13 protein-coding genes are annotated in these 15,027 nt (G+C 50.4%); 6 read left to right on the plus strand and 7 right to left on the minus strand.

All coding sequences use genetic code 11. The annotated features are described in order from the left end of the window. Window positions 1–21: 21 nt before the first annotated feature. From ACN0YH_RS21455 to ACN0YH_RS21465, 3 genes are all read right to left on the minus strand, one after another. Window positions 22–447, minus strand: a complete 426-nt coding sequence (locus tag ACN0YH_RS21455) for a hypothetical protein (protein WP_417381641.1) — start codon at window positions 445–447, stop codon at window positions 22–24. A 230-nt stretch (window positions 448–677) separates the two neighbouring features. Further along, window positions 678–1,589, minus strand: coding sequence for a DUF1559 domain-containing protein (locus ACN0YH_RS21460; protein ID WP_417381642.1), 912 nt, complete (start codon window positions 1,587–1,589; stop codon window positions 678–680). Window positions 1,590–1,817: 228 nt separating this feature from the next. Further along, on the minus strand, window positions 1,818–2,543 hold the full coding sequence (locus ACN0YH_RS21465; protein WP_417381643.1) for a FadR/GntR family transcriptional regulator: 726 nt from the start codon (window positions 2,541–2,543) through the stop codon (window positions 1,818–1,820). A gap of 320 nt (window positions 2,544–2,863) precedes the next feature. On the opposite strand from ACN0YH_RS21465, the gene ACN0YH_RS21470 reads away from it, so the two are divergent. Both ACN0YH_RS21470 and ACN0YH_RS21475 read left to right on the plus strand, forming a co-directional pair. Beyond that, window positions 2,864–3,916 (plus strand): pyridoxal-phosphate dependent enzyme, encoded by a 1,053-nt coding sequence (locus tag ACN0YH_RS21470; protein WP_417381644.1) that lies wholly within the window; start codon window positions 2,864–2,866, stop codon window positions 3,914–3,916. Window positions 3,917–3,940: 24 nt separating this feature from the next. Then, complete coding sequence (locus tag ACN0YH_RS21475) at window positions 3,941–4,855, plus strand: dihydrodipicolinate synthase family protein (protein ID WP_417381645.1); 915 nt, start codon at window positions 3,941–3,943, stop codon at window positions 4,853–4,855. A gap of 16 nt (window positions 4,856–4,871) precedes the next feature. Here ACN0YH_RS21475 and ACN0YH_RS21480 read toward each other — a convergent pair whose 3' ends face one another. Next, window positions 4,872–6,281: a neutral/alkaline non-lysosomal ceramidase N-terminal domain-containing protein gene (locus ACN0YH_RS21480; RefSeq protein WP_417381646.1), complete on the minus strand. Its 1,410-nt coding sequence runs from the start codon at window positions 6,279–6,281 to the stop codon at window positions 4,872–4,874. Window positions 6,282–6,911: 630 nt separating this feature from the next. Here ACN0YH_RS21480 and ACN0YH_RS21485 point away from each other — a divergent pair. The 4 genes from ACN0YH_RS21485 (at window position 6,912) to ACN0YH_RS21500 (ending at window position 10,252) form a co-directional block, all read left to right on the plus strand. Beyond that, window positions 6,912–7,883, plus strand: coding sequence for a DUF1559 domain-containing protein (locus ACN0YH_RS21485; protein WP_417381647.1), 972 nt, complete (start codon window positions 6,912–6,914; stop codon window positions 7,881–7,883). Between the two features lie 92 nt (window positions 7,884–7,975). Beyond that, on the plus strand, window positions 7,976–8,356 hold the full coding sequence (locus tag ACN0YH_RS21490) for a hypothetical protein (RefSeq protein WP_417381648.1): 381 nt from the start codon (window positions 7,976–7,978) through the stop codon (window positions 8,354–8,356). A gap of 469 nt (window positions 8,357–8,825) precedes the next feature. Continuing rightward, entirely contained in the window at window positions 8,826–9,797 is a 972-nt protein-coding gene (locus tag ACN0YH_RS21495; protein WP_417381649.1) for a DUF1559 domain-containing protein, read from the plus strand. A gap of 80 nt (window positions 9,798–9,877) precedes the next feature. Further along, a complete protein-coding gene (locus tag ACN0YH_RS21500) occupies window positions 9,878–10,252 on the plus strand; it encodes a hypothetical protein (protein ID WP_417381650.1) in 375 nt (124 codons plus the stop codon). 80 nt (window positions 10,253–10,332) lie between these two features. Here ACN0YH_RS21500 and ACN0YH_RS21505 read toward each other — a convergent pair whose 3' ends face one another. The 3 genes from ACN0YH_RS21505 to ACN0YH_RS21515 all read right to left on the minus strand — a co-directional run. Next, complete coding sequence (locus tag ACN0YH_RS21505; RefSeq protein WP_417381651.1) at window positions 10,333–11,202, minus strand: hypothetical protein; 870 nt, start codon at window positions 11,200–11,202, stop codon at window positions 10,333–10,335. A gap of 180 nt (window positions 11,203–11,382) precedes the next feature. Beyond that, window positions 11,383–14,406, minus strand: coding sequence for a PQQ-binding-like beta-propeller repeat protein (locus ACN0YH_RS21510; protein WP_417381652.1), 3,024 nt, complete (start codon window positions 14,404–14,406; stop codon window positions 11,383–11,385). Between the two features lie 100 nt (window positions 14,407–14,506). Next, window positions 14,507–15,027, minus strand: a 521-nt coding sequence (locus ACN0YH_RS21515) for a hypothetical protein (RefSeq protein ID WP_417381653.1), incomplete at its 5' end; no start/stop codon positions are given.

Genomic DNA, 15,027 nt, shown 5'->3' on the forward strand with positions numbered 1-15,027 from the left:
AATTTCAATTGATGTAGTGAGTCAGTCTTTCAGTTCGAAGTCAACAGAGTAGGGGGCATTGCCTGCTTCCACTGTTGCTTCGAGTTGGGAGTCTTTGTAATACTTTTCGGGAACTTTGATGGCGGGTTTGGTTGCTGCATCAATTTCTCCGAGTGACATGCCGGTGGTATCGTCGGGAAGAATCGGAGTGCCTTTGATCTCCACTTTATGTTTTCCGAGAGGGACTCCCCCTTTATTGATGACTTCGTATTTCCCATCACGAATTTTTCCCGCTGCAATGGGGCCTGTAGGTTGAGGGAGAAAGCGAATGACGCCTCCCTCAAGTGGAGTACCATTGAGGGTAACCGTTCCCCTGACAATGCGGCGGTCGGGGGCATCACCGACCCCGCCACATCCTGCCAGCAGCAGGCTGATCAGAATGCATAATCCCATTTTCAGTTCAGGCATTTCTGCCTCCTTTCAACTGTTTATTCGACTCTGCCTCACTATGCATGATTGCCAGTTACAGGCGTCCTCGTGGCATCCCTGAGAGAGCGGGTCTGCGTTTGACTCAAAATTCAGATAGAGTCCATAAACTTTTTCCGTTTAGACTGTGTCCAGTTTTACTGTAGCGTCTCCTGGGCCATTTGGACCGAGTATAATAGGTTGAGAGACGCTATGGTTAAATGTGATGCGCTCTAGAATTCGCCTACGACTTCCCGTCCATTGCGAGTGGTTATTGCCGAGAGGGTTCCTTGGTCAATGTTTTCCGAGATAAAGCGGACAGAGCCATCGCCGAGTACAAAATGGGCTCCGCCGACGTGAAAGCTGGAGAATCCCTGGGGGCGAAAAGCAAAGGTTCCACCGCCGGGAACCGTGTCGATGCTATTGATACCGTTACTGGTGTCGAAGACATCGTAGCCAGTGTAAGAGTTTCCGTTCAGTCCGGATGAAGTCAGGGAACCTGTGACTTCTCCAACAATGAGGGTGTTGCTGGCACCATCAATGATGTCACGCATTTTAACTCGCGAGATGGCAAACAGGACGCCATTACCCACCGAAGTCGGACGCACACCGGAGCCACTGTTACATTTCCAGCTGATCGAGTCGGCAACGCCCGCCATATCGGTTCTAGCCATTCCATCCGGGAGAGCACCGGCAAAAGCGCCCGCTTTATTGACGATGGCATCAGGTTGTGGGTTACTGGGGCAGAGAAATGGCTGGACCGGAACGAGGCAGGTGCTGGAACTGAAGTTGGCTGGGACGAAAGGCGTGGGGCCGGAAAAGTTGAGGTTGTTATAAATATTTGCCTGATCGAGATAAGGCAGAATCCGCACGCCCCAGGAAAACAGATGGGCGCCGGAGTAACCGCTGCATCCTCCACTAATACCTGCCCCGATGGGAAAGGCAGTGAACGTGTCATGGTAGTTGTGCAAAGCCAGACCGACCTGCTTGAAATTGTTTTTACAGGAGGAGCGGCGGGCTGCCTCTCGAGCCTGCTGGACCGCTGGCAGCAGGAGGGCAATCAGGATCGCGATGATGGCAATGACCACCAGTAGCTCAATCAAAGTAAATCCGCGATGTCGTTTCTTGTTATTAATCAGGAACATAGAATCGTCTCCATCAAGCGAAGCTCAGAAAATATAAACGATATAATCACCCAGGCACACAGGTGCATCTTCTAATGTAAGCCAGAAGACCAAAGGTTCTGTGATAAGGTCTGCAGGAATCAAATTCATCTAGCTGAAGCTGTTATTCTTGTTTCGATATCCGCGCCGGATGTATCGTAATTTCAATTTCTGTATTCTGATATTAGAGCGACTCGTTCGTCTCCGTAATTACTGGGTCGGTGCTTTTAATTGAGGTTTCAGGTGATCAGTCAGATGCCTGGTTGCCTGGTCGGTGTCCCGGTCAGCAATCGCATTTGCGATCAGTTCATGTTGTCGGAGTCCCTTTGTCGTGGGGACCTGGCCATACAGGTCACCTGCATGAAAGTAATCCAGCAGCACACCATGGAACTGTTTGACAAAATTACCATGCGAGGCTGCCAGAATCGTCTGGTGAAACAGGCAATCCATCTCTTTATATGCCTTACTGGCGCCCCGGGGGTCCTGTTTTATCTTTTTCATCACGCGTTTCATTTCGGAAACAATGGTCTGCAGGCGGATGATTTCTTCAGATGTGATCAGATCCACTGCGAGTGCAATGGAACCGATTTCAATCACGGCACGTAACTGTTGTAACTCCCTCCAGCCTTGAGGACTGGCAACCTGAGGGACCAGTGCTTTTCTGAGTACGTCAGAGAAATTATCCGCTTCTGCTACACAGAGACCACGTCCCTGCCGACCAATGACCACGCCCAGCCCTCTGAGAGAGCCAACGGCTTCACGAACAACGGTCCGTGATACACCAAACTGATCTGCCAGTTCTGCTTCGGTTCCCAGACGATCGCCGGGAGCCAGGCGTTTGCTGCGTATGCGTTCACAAAGATGGTCTGCTAGTTCGGCACTCAACGTTCGGGGTTCCGTTGCTGCAAGTGAGATATCGTCCCGCGATACTTCCATTGATTCACTGCTTTCCTGTGAGCGCCGTAGATGACAGTAGAAATGTATTTTAAAATAAAAGCATGACAGTCAGCTAAAATCTGGTTTGAAAATCCAGGAGAGGAGTTCATTGTCGCTGCTCTCAAGTTATACTATAAACAGAAAGATTGTATGACAATCTGGTTTATTATCATATAACCGGTTATTTACTCGTCAAGACTTTTCATGAAGTTTTGATCAAGATTGCTGATGTTGAGAGTCTGATTCTGATTTAATGTCTGCTCATTCATGTTTGTGAATCAGGGGGTATCTCAGTTGGCATCTCTGGTAAAGGAAAAGTTATGGAATCGGCGTATTTCACGCTGGGAGAAGGGCATACGCCTCTGATCAAGTCGCGTCGGATTGGTTCTGACGCGGGCCTTGCCAATTTATATTTTAAGCTGGAAACGGTGAACCCGACGGGTTCCTACAAAGACCGTTTTGCTGCTGCCGCCATCACAGATATGCTCGCGCAGGAGAAGAGCAGAGTGGTAACCTGTTCGAGTGGTAATGCCGGTTCAGCGCTGGCAGCTTATTGTGCGGCTGCGGGAATGACCTGTCAGGTCGCCGTATTCATTGGTGCTCCTGAAAACAAACTGAAACAGATGCAGGCGTATGGTGCTACTGTCTGGAGAATTGAGGGGTTTGGTGCAGACCCGGAAATTTCTGGTAAGGTGTTCAAGTATCTGAAACATCTGGGAGCCGCCGCGAATACAGAGTTGCAGGTCAGCAGCTATCAGTATAATCCCACAGGAATGGCGGGAGTTGAATTCATAGGAAGGGAACTGGTAGACCAGATCTCTGAAAAGCAGGGGACCATCGATCATCTGTTCTGTTGTGCCGGAGGCGGAGGACTGCTATTGGCAGTCTATCGAGGATTTCAGGCGGCCCGAGAGGAACTGCAAATCGAACGATTGCCAGCGTTTCATTGTGTGCAACCAGTAGGAAACAATACGATCGCAGGCCCGTTACAGGCGGGAAATGATCGTGCTCAAACCTGCCAGAGTACAACGAAGATTGGTGGCCTGCAGGTGGCCAGTGTGCTGGATGGAAATGATGTGATTGACGCCTGCCGGGAAACGGGAGGTCATGGATATCTGGTGGAAGACGAATTTGTATATGAAGTCCAGGCGCTGCTCGCGCGTCAGGAAGGCATTTTCTGTGAACCTGCTGCAGCGGTTTCGCTGGCGGGAGTATTACAGGCAGCCGCCGAGGGGAAAATTAAGAGTGAGGAGACTGTTGTCTGTGTGATCACGGGCAGTGGGTTTAAAGATCAGGGATCGGTTGATCGTATGTTATCGGATACGACTTGTCCGGTGATCTCCTTCGCTGAATTTATCGAACAGACGGCTTAAATCCTTATTGAGAAAGTAAACAGCATGACCCACTCGTTGAAAATGATTACAGCTTTGGGAACGCCTCTGACAGGCGAAGAAGATCTGCATCTGGCGGGGCTGGAGGCACAGATTCAGGACCAGCAAACGCACGGGATTAATGGCTTTCTGGTCGCCGGGACGATGGGGCTGATGCAATTGCTGAAGGATACCACGTACCGACAGCTTGTGGAGCAGAGCGTGCAGTTCAATTCAGGACATGCCGAGCTGCTGGTGGGAGTGGGCGATACCAGCTTTGTGCGCACCAGCGAGCGTATTCGCATGGTAGAAGATTTCGCCATTGATGGGGTTGTGGTGATATCCCCCTACTTTCTCAAGTACAGTCAAAGTGACCTGGTTGATTATTTTGAGGCGCTCGCCGACCTGAGTACCAAGCCAGTGTTTCTCTACGATCTGCCACAGACGACGGGTACGAAACTGGAAGTCGATACGGTTCTGCAATTGGCAAAGCATCCAAATATTCGAGGGATTAAATGCTCGGATCATTTTACGTCGATTCGTCCTGTGATTGACAGGGTGGGCGAAGAGTTCCGCGTGATCGTAGCGCAACCCAATCTCATGGATGTCCTGCTGCAGTCAGGAGTCAAAGAACATCTGGATGGAATCTATATTGTCGTACCTGAATGGATTGAAGCCATGGTAGAGGCGACTCTGGTTGAAGACTGGAATCGTCTGGCGCTGGTGCAGCAGGATCTGTCTGCTTTACTGAAATTACTGACGACTTTCTCTGCACCCCTGTTTTCATCAGTCACCACCCTGCTGAATGAACGGGGTATTCCAGGCAACTTTGCCCCTCAGCCGATACGGCCTGCAACCGCAGCCGAGCGAGAGGAGCTGCTCGCTCATCCGCTGATACAAAAGATTCTGGCAGGGAAACCGAGCGCTTCGGTCAAAACATAAATTGAATCGGACTGGTTCAGTCAGATTTGCGTTCAACCTGTTTGACCAGTTTGCCAACAGAGTTTGAAATCAGTGTTTCTGTATCTGGTCCCCAACGGTAAGCGGGACGACCGTATTCATACAGGTTATAGCCCCCTTCATAACCCCCTTCCAGCCAGACACGTCTGGAGGGGATGTAGGAGATCATGTCATCTGCATAACCGCAGACCCAGGTACCCGGACCAAATTCGCGTTTGAATTTCAACGCATAGTCAACAACCGTTTCAGCACCCATACCGATCATCAGCATTTCGCTTCCCAGTCGCCAGGCATGGAGCGGGTAAGGATAGGCAGAAGGGAATTTTTCTCCGGCGTCCAGTTTTTTCAGCAGTCGTTCAGCCCAGCGTTTTTTGATGGCACTGTTGCTTTTCAGGTCGGCTTCCAGATCGGCACGGGTGACGGTTTTAAGATAAGGGAGGTCGACGTACTCAAATGCGGTCGATAAACCATCCGAGATGGGTTGAAGTGGTTTCTGCAGGACTTCTTCAACGGCGACTGCCAGCATGTGTCCATATTTTTCACAGAGTTCGACTTTGCGGCGGGGGAGTGGGTTCTGATCTCCTCCACAGGTGTTGACAAACATGGCTGTGACGCCGGGATGTTTCTGTTCAAGTTCCAGCTGGGCAAAGCCGGGATAGTCGCCGCAGACCTTGGTGAAACTGAGCGTCGTGGGGTGACAGGCGTAGCCAAACAGAACGGCATCCAGTTTGCCATCGGGGCGCGTGACTGTCATTACGGGAACATCATGGTCGACTGGTCCCACCAGTTCTTTGCCCGCCTTGAGGAGGTTGGGAATATCAGCTTCGCGATTATTGCGCCGGTTGACGGCGAAGGTGGTGTGTCCAGTACCTAACTGCAGTCGAGCTGGAGCAAGGTTTTTCAGTGACTCGCCGACCATCTCCACGGTTTTTACAACCATGCGGTCTGTGTATTCATTCACCAGTCTGACCTGCATTGGGTCGACGGGATAATAATCGTAAAGATCATCACCCAGTCGGGGACCACAGTGGTTATGCGAAAAGGTAAACATGACCTGTTGGCGATTCAGCTGGTATTTCTGTTTGACCTCAGCGAAGACGCGGTCGCTCATACTGCGGGGGACACCTTGAAAGTCGCTGGTGATCAGGACCGCGCGATGGCCTTTGTCATCCTCCAGGGCCAGGGCTTTCATCCAGATTTCATGCAGCTTTCCATCGGGTAGCCGCTTGGAACCATATCCAGCGAGCCAGACACCGGTCTGGGGAGTAATGATGGCTTTGGCGATCCCCGCTTTCCACTGGGTGGCGTAGATTTCCGGTTGTCCAAAATGAAAAAGGCCGACGGTCAACAGGCAGAACCAGAGTGCGAGTCTGGCAGATGACTCCAGGTTTGCGGTCAATTTTTTCATGTGGATTTCCTTGTGGGTTGGACCTGGTTGTTGACTCGAGTGCGTTATGGAATACACGAGCTTTCTAATGTAAGTTAAGAAAGGGTGGGTCGCAAGTTGGAAGTCAAATTTCGAGAAGAAACAGAAGTGATCCGAAAATCTGATCGTGAACGTTCAGATTGATGGTATGCTGGCGTAAGAAGGTGTACCGTTTTACTGTCGCGTCTCGAGGTTCATTTGGACCGAGTCTATTAGATTGAAAGACGCTATGGTTAAATGTGATGCTCTTTCGAAGAATTAATACGTAGGAGTATAATTTATCTGTAAACCATTAGTTAGTTTTATTGAATATGGTGTGTTCACTGTTAATTCACTGTACATGTCGGTTTTTTTTCAACTAGTCTGTGAATTAAAGAATTCTTCTTGTTGCCTCTAACCGATAAATCTATAAAATTCATGAGAGATTAACGAAAGATAGAGTGCTGCTTTACTTTACGCTGTTTTGAGTGTGTTGGTGTTCCCTCCAATTGTTAAGCCATTCTTATTTGCCCTGCTTTAATCTATTAAAGCGATTGACCCGGGCTCTCATTTCAATGCCATTATTTCCGGTATTGTCTCCATTCATATTTCTATAGTTAAAGGGTTGAAATCATGAGATCGAAAAACGTCTCACTCAAGCGAGGTTTTACATTAATCGAATTGCTGGTGGTGATTGCCATCATCGCGATTCTGATTGCTCTGTTACTCCCTGCAGTGCAACAGGCACGTGAAGCAGCCCGCCGGAGTACCTGTAAAAATGCATTGAAGCAGGTAGGACTGGCATTGCATAACTATCACGATTCACACCGCACCTTTCCTCCAGGGGCAGTGTGGTATGGTAATGGTTCCGCTCCACCCAACGGTCGGGATGCGAACTGGGGAACCACTTGGATCGTGCAGCTTCTGCCGTATATGGACCAGGCTCCTTTATATAATCAATACAATATGTCTTTGAACGCACGGAGTGCCAATGCCAATTCAGGTACGAGTGTACTGCGGGCAAAAATTCCAGTTTTGCGTTGCCCTTCCCAAACCGGAGTGGACCGTTCTCTCTTGACTCAGGACTTCACCGGATTCTCCCGAATCACTTACGCTGGTTCTGTTGGAGCAGGTTCGAGTTTGAATATTTCTGATTTCAACAGTGACCGTCGCGGTATATTCAGTCCGATTGCTCAGAACGGTGCTAAGATTCGTGACATTTCAGATGGAACTTCAAATGCCATCATGCTCGGTGAAATTGTAGTGGGAACGAGTTCTGGTGATGACAAAGGTGCCTGGGGCTGGTGTACAGGAGCCTTGTTCAGCGGGAGAAACAGTAATGGTATCCTGACTCCCAATACAACTAAGGTAACCGACGGCACCCCCTATGCTTCGAACAATACTTCCGATAAGAATTTTAATCGACGTAATAACCCGGACATTACAGGTGCCGGTGCTGGTCAGGGACTACGTAGTTTCCATGTGGGTGGTGCGCATGTGACCCTGGCAGATGGTTCGGTACGATTCATCTCGGAAAACGTAGATCAGAATACATACCTGAATTTACTGTCCATTGATGACGGAAACGTACTTGGTGAGTATTAATCGAGTCGAGACACCGAAACGATAGCTTTCATCTGCAGCTCCCGTGTTTTACACTGGAGCTGCTTTTTTTAAACAAAAACAGGAACAAAGAAATGAAAAAAAACAGCCCAGAGCTCTGCAGACGGTTGGCCTGCATTGCAATGTTGCTTCTGTTCTCGTCAGTATTGCCTGGTTGTGGGGGGCCTTCGGCTCCACCTCCTTCGGAGACACAGAAAAGTGAAGTTGCGAAAAAAACGATTGATGATTTCGTCGCGGCTGCAAAGAAAAGTCCCAAGAAGGCTGCACAGAATCTGACAATTCTGATGGAGTCCCTTGATGCTTATGCCAACGATTACGCAGGACCTTACATCGAACTGCGTGATGCAGCTAAAGAGCTGTTGTCGCTGTATCAGAGTTCCGCTGCGAAAGATAAAATCAACGCACAACTGGAAGTGCTGCAGCAGAAAGCGAATGCCCTGTCGACTGCCGACTGAAGCCCGCCTCTCATGAATTCCACTTCGGCTGCCGCAGGGGTCACGCGTGACAGGCGGCAGCCGCTGTGACGATGTCGTCTGGACTGCTGTTCTGATATCGGTCCACCGGTCCGTGGACCAGTCAGCTGATATTGTTTCATCTGGCTCAGTTTTCTGATGTCGCATTGGATCGATTCTCGGGGATGGGTACGATTGTTCTCGTTTTTGTCAGACAAGCGTCCCTCTTCAGAAGCGACTTCAGTGACTTCTGCTTGAGAGATATTTTCAAAAAATCCCCGATACTCTGATTTCGCGTGGGTGTTTCATTATCACTACAGGACGGAGATTTGCTTTTCTCCTGTTCCCTGTCATCAAACCTGATGGGCCCTGACTGCTTTCTGGAAAGGCAGCCAGCGAGATCATGTCTTCCTGATCCCAACCTGGTTGGGGATCAAATTCAGATTACTTTAATCATTGAAAGATTAAGGAAATGCGATCAAAGTACGTATATTCGAAACGGGGATTCACATTAATTGAACTGCTGGTTGTGATTGCCATCATTGCCATTCTGATTGCACTTTTGTTGCCCGCCGTGCAACAGGCGCGAGAAGCAGCTCGGCGCAGCACCTGTAAAAACAGCCTGAAGCAGATTAGTCTGGCGTTGCACAATTATCACGATTCCCATGGCACGTTTCCTCCGGGAGCGGTCTGGTATGGAGTTGGTTCTGCTCCCGCGAATGGTCGTGATGCCAACTGGGGCACGACCTGGGTCGTGCAGATCCTGCCGTTCATGGATCAGGCGACCTTGTATAACAATTACAATATGTCCCTGAACGCACGCAGCACGAACTCCAATTCCAGTACGAGCGTCCTGCAGGCTAAGATTCCTCTGTTGCGTTGTCCCTCACAACCGGGCATTGACAGTTACCTGCTGACGCAGGACTTCACAGGATTTTCGAAGATCACGTACGCCGGTTCTGTCGGTGCTGGTTCCACATTGGATCTTGCAGATTTCAACAGCACCCGCCGTGGGATTTTCAGTGAGATTGCTCAGAATGGGGCGCAGATTCGCGATATTACCGATGGCACCTCGAACACGATTATGCTGGCTGAGATTGTTGTGGGTACCAACACAGGCGATGACAAAGGTGCCTGGGGTTGGTGCACAGGAGCCTTGTTCAGTGGGACCAACGAGAACGGAGTTCTGACACCTAACAGCCAGACCGTTTATGACCGGACACCTTATGCATCCAATGATACTACCGATTACAACTTCAATCGACGAAATAATCCGGATGATACCAATGACGGGTCGGGGCAGGCAGCACGCAGCTTCCATACCGGAGGGGTGCATACTGCATTGGCAGATGGATCGGTGCGGTTTATTTCTGAAAATGTCGATCAGACGACCTACCTCAACCTGCTGTCGATCGGCGATGGTAGCGTACTGGGTGAGTATTAATTTGATTTAACCATTTAAAATCAACAACCCCAGTAAGGATTACTGGGGTTGTTTTTTTAACAGAACGGAAAGAGGAAACGATGAATAACAGTCCAGAGCTTACCGGGTATCCGGCATATCACGCGATGATCCTCCTGATGGCTCTTCTGATTTCCGGTTGTGGAGGCAGTTCTGCAGCTCCTTCCACAGCGACAGAAAAAAGTCAGATGGCTACAAAATCCATTGAAGAGTTTGTGATCGCAGCAAAAAAACGACCGAAAGCTGCAGCTCAGAACCTGACGGTGCTGATGGAGTCTCTGGACGCTTACGCCAGCGACAATTCCGAACCGTTCGTTGAGCTGCGGGTTACGGCACAAGAACTGTTATCACTTTACCAGAGTGCTGCAGCAAAAGAGAAAATCAAAATGCAATTGGAACTGCTTCAGCAAAAAGCGGCTGCCTTATCCGCCGGTTAGCCTCCCGTCTGGTGTTACAGAGACTGTCGTGAAACTGTTTCCGGTAATTGCACATTTCATCAACCACCGGAAGAGGCTACTTACTTCACGATCTTTAATGATTTAATGCTGCCATTTTTCGAAAAGTCCTGGCTGAATTCAAGCGTGACCTTTACTTTTACATCTTCATGGCCGGCAATAGTTACTTTGGGAGGCGTTATATAACCTGAACCCGCATTGGTGATCTGCAAGTCGGTTACCTTTCCCTCTTTGATAATGGCCTTTGCTGTGGCAGGTGTATGTTTCCAGAGACCTCCACGTTCAGGCTGATAGCGATAATAATTGGAAACAGTATCCAGCCGATCGTTGGAGATACCATGTTTACCAAGTGCCGCCATCAAGGTCTCTTTGTTAGCGCGAGCTCTGGCAGGTGAAGGATCACCGCCGCGCGCCGGTTTCACATTACTGAATGCCTGACGAAAGACTTCCGGTTTCACACCAAGTGCCGCAGCAATCAGAACGACCGGGCGTCCGTGATCACGAGGATCTGTTTCGTACCCTCCTGTAAAAATGACCGTGTCAGCAGCAGTGTTTTTTGAGACTGCTTTCTGTTGCCTTTGTTCTGGCATTGGTTTTAGTTCATGTCGAGGGGGGCGATTGGCTCCTGGTCGTCGGTGATGCTCCGCACCGGGGTGGTGATCTCGTGGATGATGGGGAGGGCGCGGCATTTCCTCGCGTGTCAGCGTGCCACTCTGATCACGATCCAGATTCTTCAGTACAACGGTTGACTGTTCGATTTCCTGTTTAGAAATCTCACCATCCTGATCGGTATCAAACAGAATCATATAGGGATCAGGAGGGGGACCCTCCGGTCGCCGGCAGTCCTGATCTCTGTTACCACGTGGCGGATGAGAAGAGACTCCTGTCGCAATTAATACAGCGACTGCTGCGAACGCTATCAGATATTTCATCAGAATCGATCTCCCTGTTGGGGGCCCACAAGTTCGATTTCTCAGTGTTTGATGGTTTAAATCAAATAGAACACTGACCCGTCAGGTACCCTAACGCACGCTTCACAGCAGAACTACCGTTTAATTCTCGAATTATAGAGATTCTACTGGTTTCAATTCGTTTTCTGGCCATACGTCTGCTCAATCACTGCCTTCCAACGCGAACCAGGCCTGCATCTGGTAGGAGCAGTTACATTGGGATGAACCATCGGGAACGAGGACCAGGCCTCCCGCGGGGATGGCGTTGATGTAGCAGCCGAGGCGGATACCGCCGAAGTTTTCGACGCCTGCTTTACGGGTCAGATCCAAATAACCGAGTGTCGCCGAGCGAAAGACCATCATGTGTTTGCTGGCGGAGATCTGACCACAGCCGTAGGAGCGGTCGAATTGGAAATCGATGGGTTTTCCTGTTTTTAAATTCCAGGCACCTCCCTGGGCATAGATCTTGTCGCCGTTAATGACGGGGTGCGACTGATACTCGGCTTTGATGTCCCAGATCCGCTTGCCGGTCTTCGCATCGATGGCCGCCATACGCCCGCCGACTTCGGAGGGAAGTCTGAAAAACTTGTGCCGAATTCCCTGGTAGAACATCAGCAGCATCTCATTCTCTTCTGAAACCGCCAGCTGAGTACCAAAGACTTCCTGGTTATCCTCCCAGAGGTCTTTCCCGGTTTTTGCCTGGAATGCTTTCAGTTTACCTTTGCGCTGGGCATCTTCAGGTGAGGGGGGATTGGGGCGTCCGTTTCGTCGTGCTTCTTTGATGTGGTCTGCTTTAGCGATTTCCCGATCGACCAGAAATACACGATCGTTGCCGATAGTGATCGCGTTGTTGCGAATCGAATATTCGGGCTGATAAGTCCAGAGTACATTTCCCGTGTGGGCATCGATGGCGTAAAACAATACGGATTCATTGCGCAGTGTCAGGCCTTTGTAGCGGGGGCTGGTGTAATGCGCGTCGTTACTCACGGAGCCATATACCACGCCGTCATGATACCCAAGATATCCCCAGTTCTGATTCGGATCATCACGGCTGACGGGGGTGGAAATCTTTCTGACCAGTTTGCCGGTTTTCAATTCGATCTGATGGCAAAACTCGTCCTTACAGACAAAGGCATAATCACCTCCCAGACAAAAGTTGCTACCGACTTCCGCGGTGCTGACATCATGGTGAATACCATTCATATCGGTGAGATTATTCTTGAGCTTGTATTTCCAGAGCGTATGTCCATTGTAAGCATCGAGACCACATAAACCATGCAGGCCTCCGACGACCATCACCCCTCGATTTACCAGTGGGGCGGGACCCTGGCCGTGACGATTGGGAATCTGGAAATCGACATCACGGTACCAGTACATTTTGAGCGGTCCTTTAACGATTTCATCGTCAGAGTTGACCGTATTCGTGGAATTGGAATACTGGTGCGTCCAGCTCCCGGCCCCTTGCAGGTCGGCTTTGGTTTCCACCTGCATTTTCCTGACCGGTCCCCGGCAAAACTGACCGCCATAAGGACGCTGGATGCGTCGGGCTTCGCTTAAAAGTTGCGCGTTCATATCCCGGTAGAGTGAAGCAGAGCAGATCACCAGGTTTGCAAAATTTTTGGAATAGGGAAGCTGCTCCGAATCAGCGACATGCACGATAACCCGTGAACCATATAAGCCTGCATTATGTAGAAATTGACGTGCAGTAGCGGCCTGTTCCTCGTTTTTCATGACGACATATATCTGGAAAGTCGAAATCCGGGCCAATGCTGCTGCGAGGTACGCATCGTCGGCATTCAGATCGATGCAGATTCCGGATTTGACATCGGTTTTGTCACAAATTTCTTGTGCGGCAGTGGAATAAATCTGCCTGACGGAAAAAGGCATCTCCCTGAAGGGACGTTTGCTGGTCTTTGTCTGATTGGGTTCAGCATTCGCAAAGCAGCTGATGACGCCCTGATCGGTGCTGACGACGAGACATTCATCGGAGGCCGCCAGGCCGCGGACGGTCCCTTTAATATCATGCGACCACCAGGAGTTGGCTTGCGCTTTGAAGTCGACACCAGTCACTTTATTGTGAGAACCACAATACGCATCGTTGCCCGCCACGATGACATCGGTAACGGTATAGTCCAACGGGATCAGTCGTTTCTCTTTGAGCTGTCTGACAGAGATCGGCTGACCTTTGCGGTCGCGAGTCGTTGTGTCTGACCATTGGCTGTAAATCAGGGACTGGCCATTCCCGCGAAGAATGCCTTTGGGAGTAGCCACCATCGGACCGGTCCCCGTCTGTTGGCTCAGGTTGCCGTTTGTCTGATCATAGAGACAACCGGCGTTACAGAAAAATTGATCGGTGAGCATAACATCCGAACCGCCGCGCTGCTGGTTCTTTTGCAGGTGATAGTATTGAAAATGGCCGGTCGCCCGTTCGAATGCCGCGGGAACTGCGCGTCCGGTGGGCATGAAAATCTGGTTTTCGCTGGCAGCCAGGTAACCCTGAGAAGAGACACCACTTTTCGCACTCGCGCCGCCATGCGGTTGATTCATCAGCATTTGACCGGAATTCTGATTGCTCCAGATTACGTCGCCCGTTGTGGCGTCGAGGGCATAGAGGTAAACGCCATCGGAAGGCCAGACACCAGCGGCGAAATAGACCTGGTCGCCGACCACTGCCGGGCCGCCTCGTGCGGGCCAGTGTGAGATGAGACGGTCATTGCCCATGATATATTTTTTCGCAGGACCTCCCTGTTTTTTCCAGAGCAGGGAACCGTCTTTGATGGCCAGCGCGTAAAGACAGCCATCATCGCTGGCGACAAACACGCGGTCTTTCCAGGCCGCCGGTGCAAAACGGATCGGGCCTTCGGTGAAGAATTTCCATTTCAGTTCTCCCGTTTTCAGGTCGAGGGCATAAAGCTGGTCATCGGCCGAGCTGCCGAACAGCACCGTCTGATCGACAATGATGGGCTGAAAAACTTCATCAAACTTGATGCGGGTGTGCGTCGGCCAGGCGGGAGCGGGAGCGTGTTTTGTTCGGAACGTCCACTGCAGTTCCATGCGATTGGGCAATGGGTCTGCAGTATAGCCGCTGCGGGCCGCATCTCCTCGAAATTGCGGCCAGTCTGCTGACGCAGGTGTTGAGAAAACACAACCAATGATCAGGAAAGCGAATGAAGGCAGTAGTTTCATGGAGCGCCTCGGAAGGTCATTTTTTTCGGACGGGAATACGAATCAGGATTTATTGATCTGTTATGTTAATCCATGTATGCAGGCTTGTCACCGATAACAGTCAAAATATAGTTGTTGGAAGTTCATCCCCCCTCACTGCCAATAGCCCAACGGCCCTGATGTGCAGGGAAAAAACGCCCACACAAAGTTCGGCATAATACCTGCGCATGACAGACTCACTTTTTAGAAAGGACTCCAGAACGACGCACCCGGCATCATGCAGCGCGCGGTCAACAATGAGTTCATGACTCACATCACTGTTCGACTGTAGAACTGAATTTTCCACATCGGTAGCGACACATTTCCGCACTCCCGCTGCACAAAAAGAACTTGACCCCGCCGCGCCACCGGCGATAAACGTAGACCTGTGTCGCGCGCGTGCCCAGTTTACAGTGCACTGAAACACGGGCCACTTGTTCCTGATCTTCACCGTAAAACAGCCGCTTTTTTCCAGATAAGCAGTTCGCAGAACAGCACCTGTTCCCAATGTATGCCTGCGGGTCGCCGCACTTCGTAGTCTTTCACCCCGGAACCGCCCCGGCGTCGCAGCAGATCGGACCCCTGTCAACCAATATCGCCACC

The organism is Gimesia sp. (assembly GCF_048262075.1).
Lineage (GTDB): Bacteria > Planctomycetota > Planctomycetia > Planctomycetales > Planctomycetaceae > Gimesia.

Excerpts from the sequence above, each read along its gene's own strand:
- ACN0YH_RS21495 (WP_417381649.1), top strand. The coding sequence starts at position 8,826 with ATGCGATCAAAGTACGTATATTCGAAACGGGGATTCACATTAATTGAA.
- ACN0YH_RS21460 (WP_417381642.1), bottom strand. The coding sequence starts at position 1,589 with ATGTTCCTGATTAATAACAAGAAACGACATCGCGGATTTACTTTGATT.
- ACN0YH_RS21455 (WP_417381641.1), bottom strand. The coding sequence starts at position 447 with ATGCCTGAACTGAAAATGGGATTATGCATTCTGATCAGCCTGCTGCTG.
- ACN0YH_RS21485 (WP_417381647.1), top strand. The coding sequence starts at position 6,912 with ATGAGATCGAAAAACGTCTCACTCAAGCGAGGTTTTACATTAATCGAA.
- ACN0YH_RS21505 (WP_417381651.1), bottom strand. The coding sequence starts at position 11,202 with ATGAAATATCTGATAGCGTTCGCAGCAGTCGCTGTATTAATTGCGACA.
- ACN0YH_RS21475 (WP_417381645.1), top strand. The coding sequence starts at position 3,941 with ATGACCCACTCGTTGAAAATGATTACAGCTTTGGGAACGCCTCTGACA.
- ACN0YH_RS21480 (WP_417381646.1), bottom strand. The coding sequence starts at position 6,281 with ATGAAAAAATTGACCGCAAACCTGGAGTCATCTGCCAGACTCGCACTC.
- ACN0YH_RS21500 (WP_417381650.1), top strand. The coding sequence starts at position 9,878 with ATGAATAACAGTCCAGAGCTTACCGGGTATCCGGCATATCACGCGATG.
- ACN0YH_RS21465 (WP_417381643.1), bottom strand. The coding sequence starts at position 2,543 with ATGGAAGTATCGCGGGACGATATCTCACTTGCAGCAACGGAACCCCGA.
- ACN0YH_RS21490 (WP_417381648.1), top strand. The coding sequence starts at position 7,976 with ATGAAAAAAAACAGCCCAGAGCTCTGCAGACGGTTGGCCTGCATTGCA.
- ACN0YH_RS21510 (WP_417381652.1), bottom strand. The coding sequence starts at position 14,406 with ATGAAACTACTGCCTTCATTCGCTTTCCTGATCATTGGTTGTGTTTTC.
- ACN0YH_RS21470 (WP_417381644.1), top strand. The coding sequence starts at position 2,864 with ATGGAATCGGCGTATTTCACGCTGGGAGAAGGGCATACGCCTCTGATC.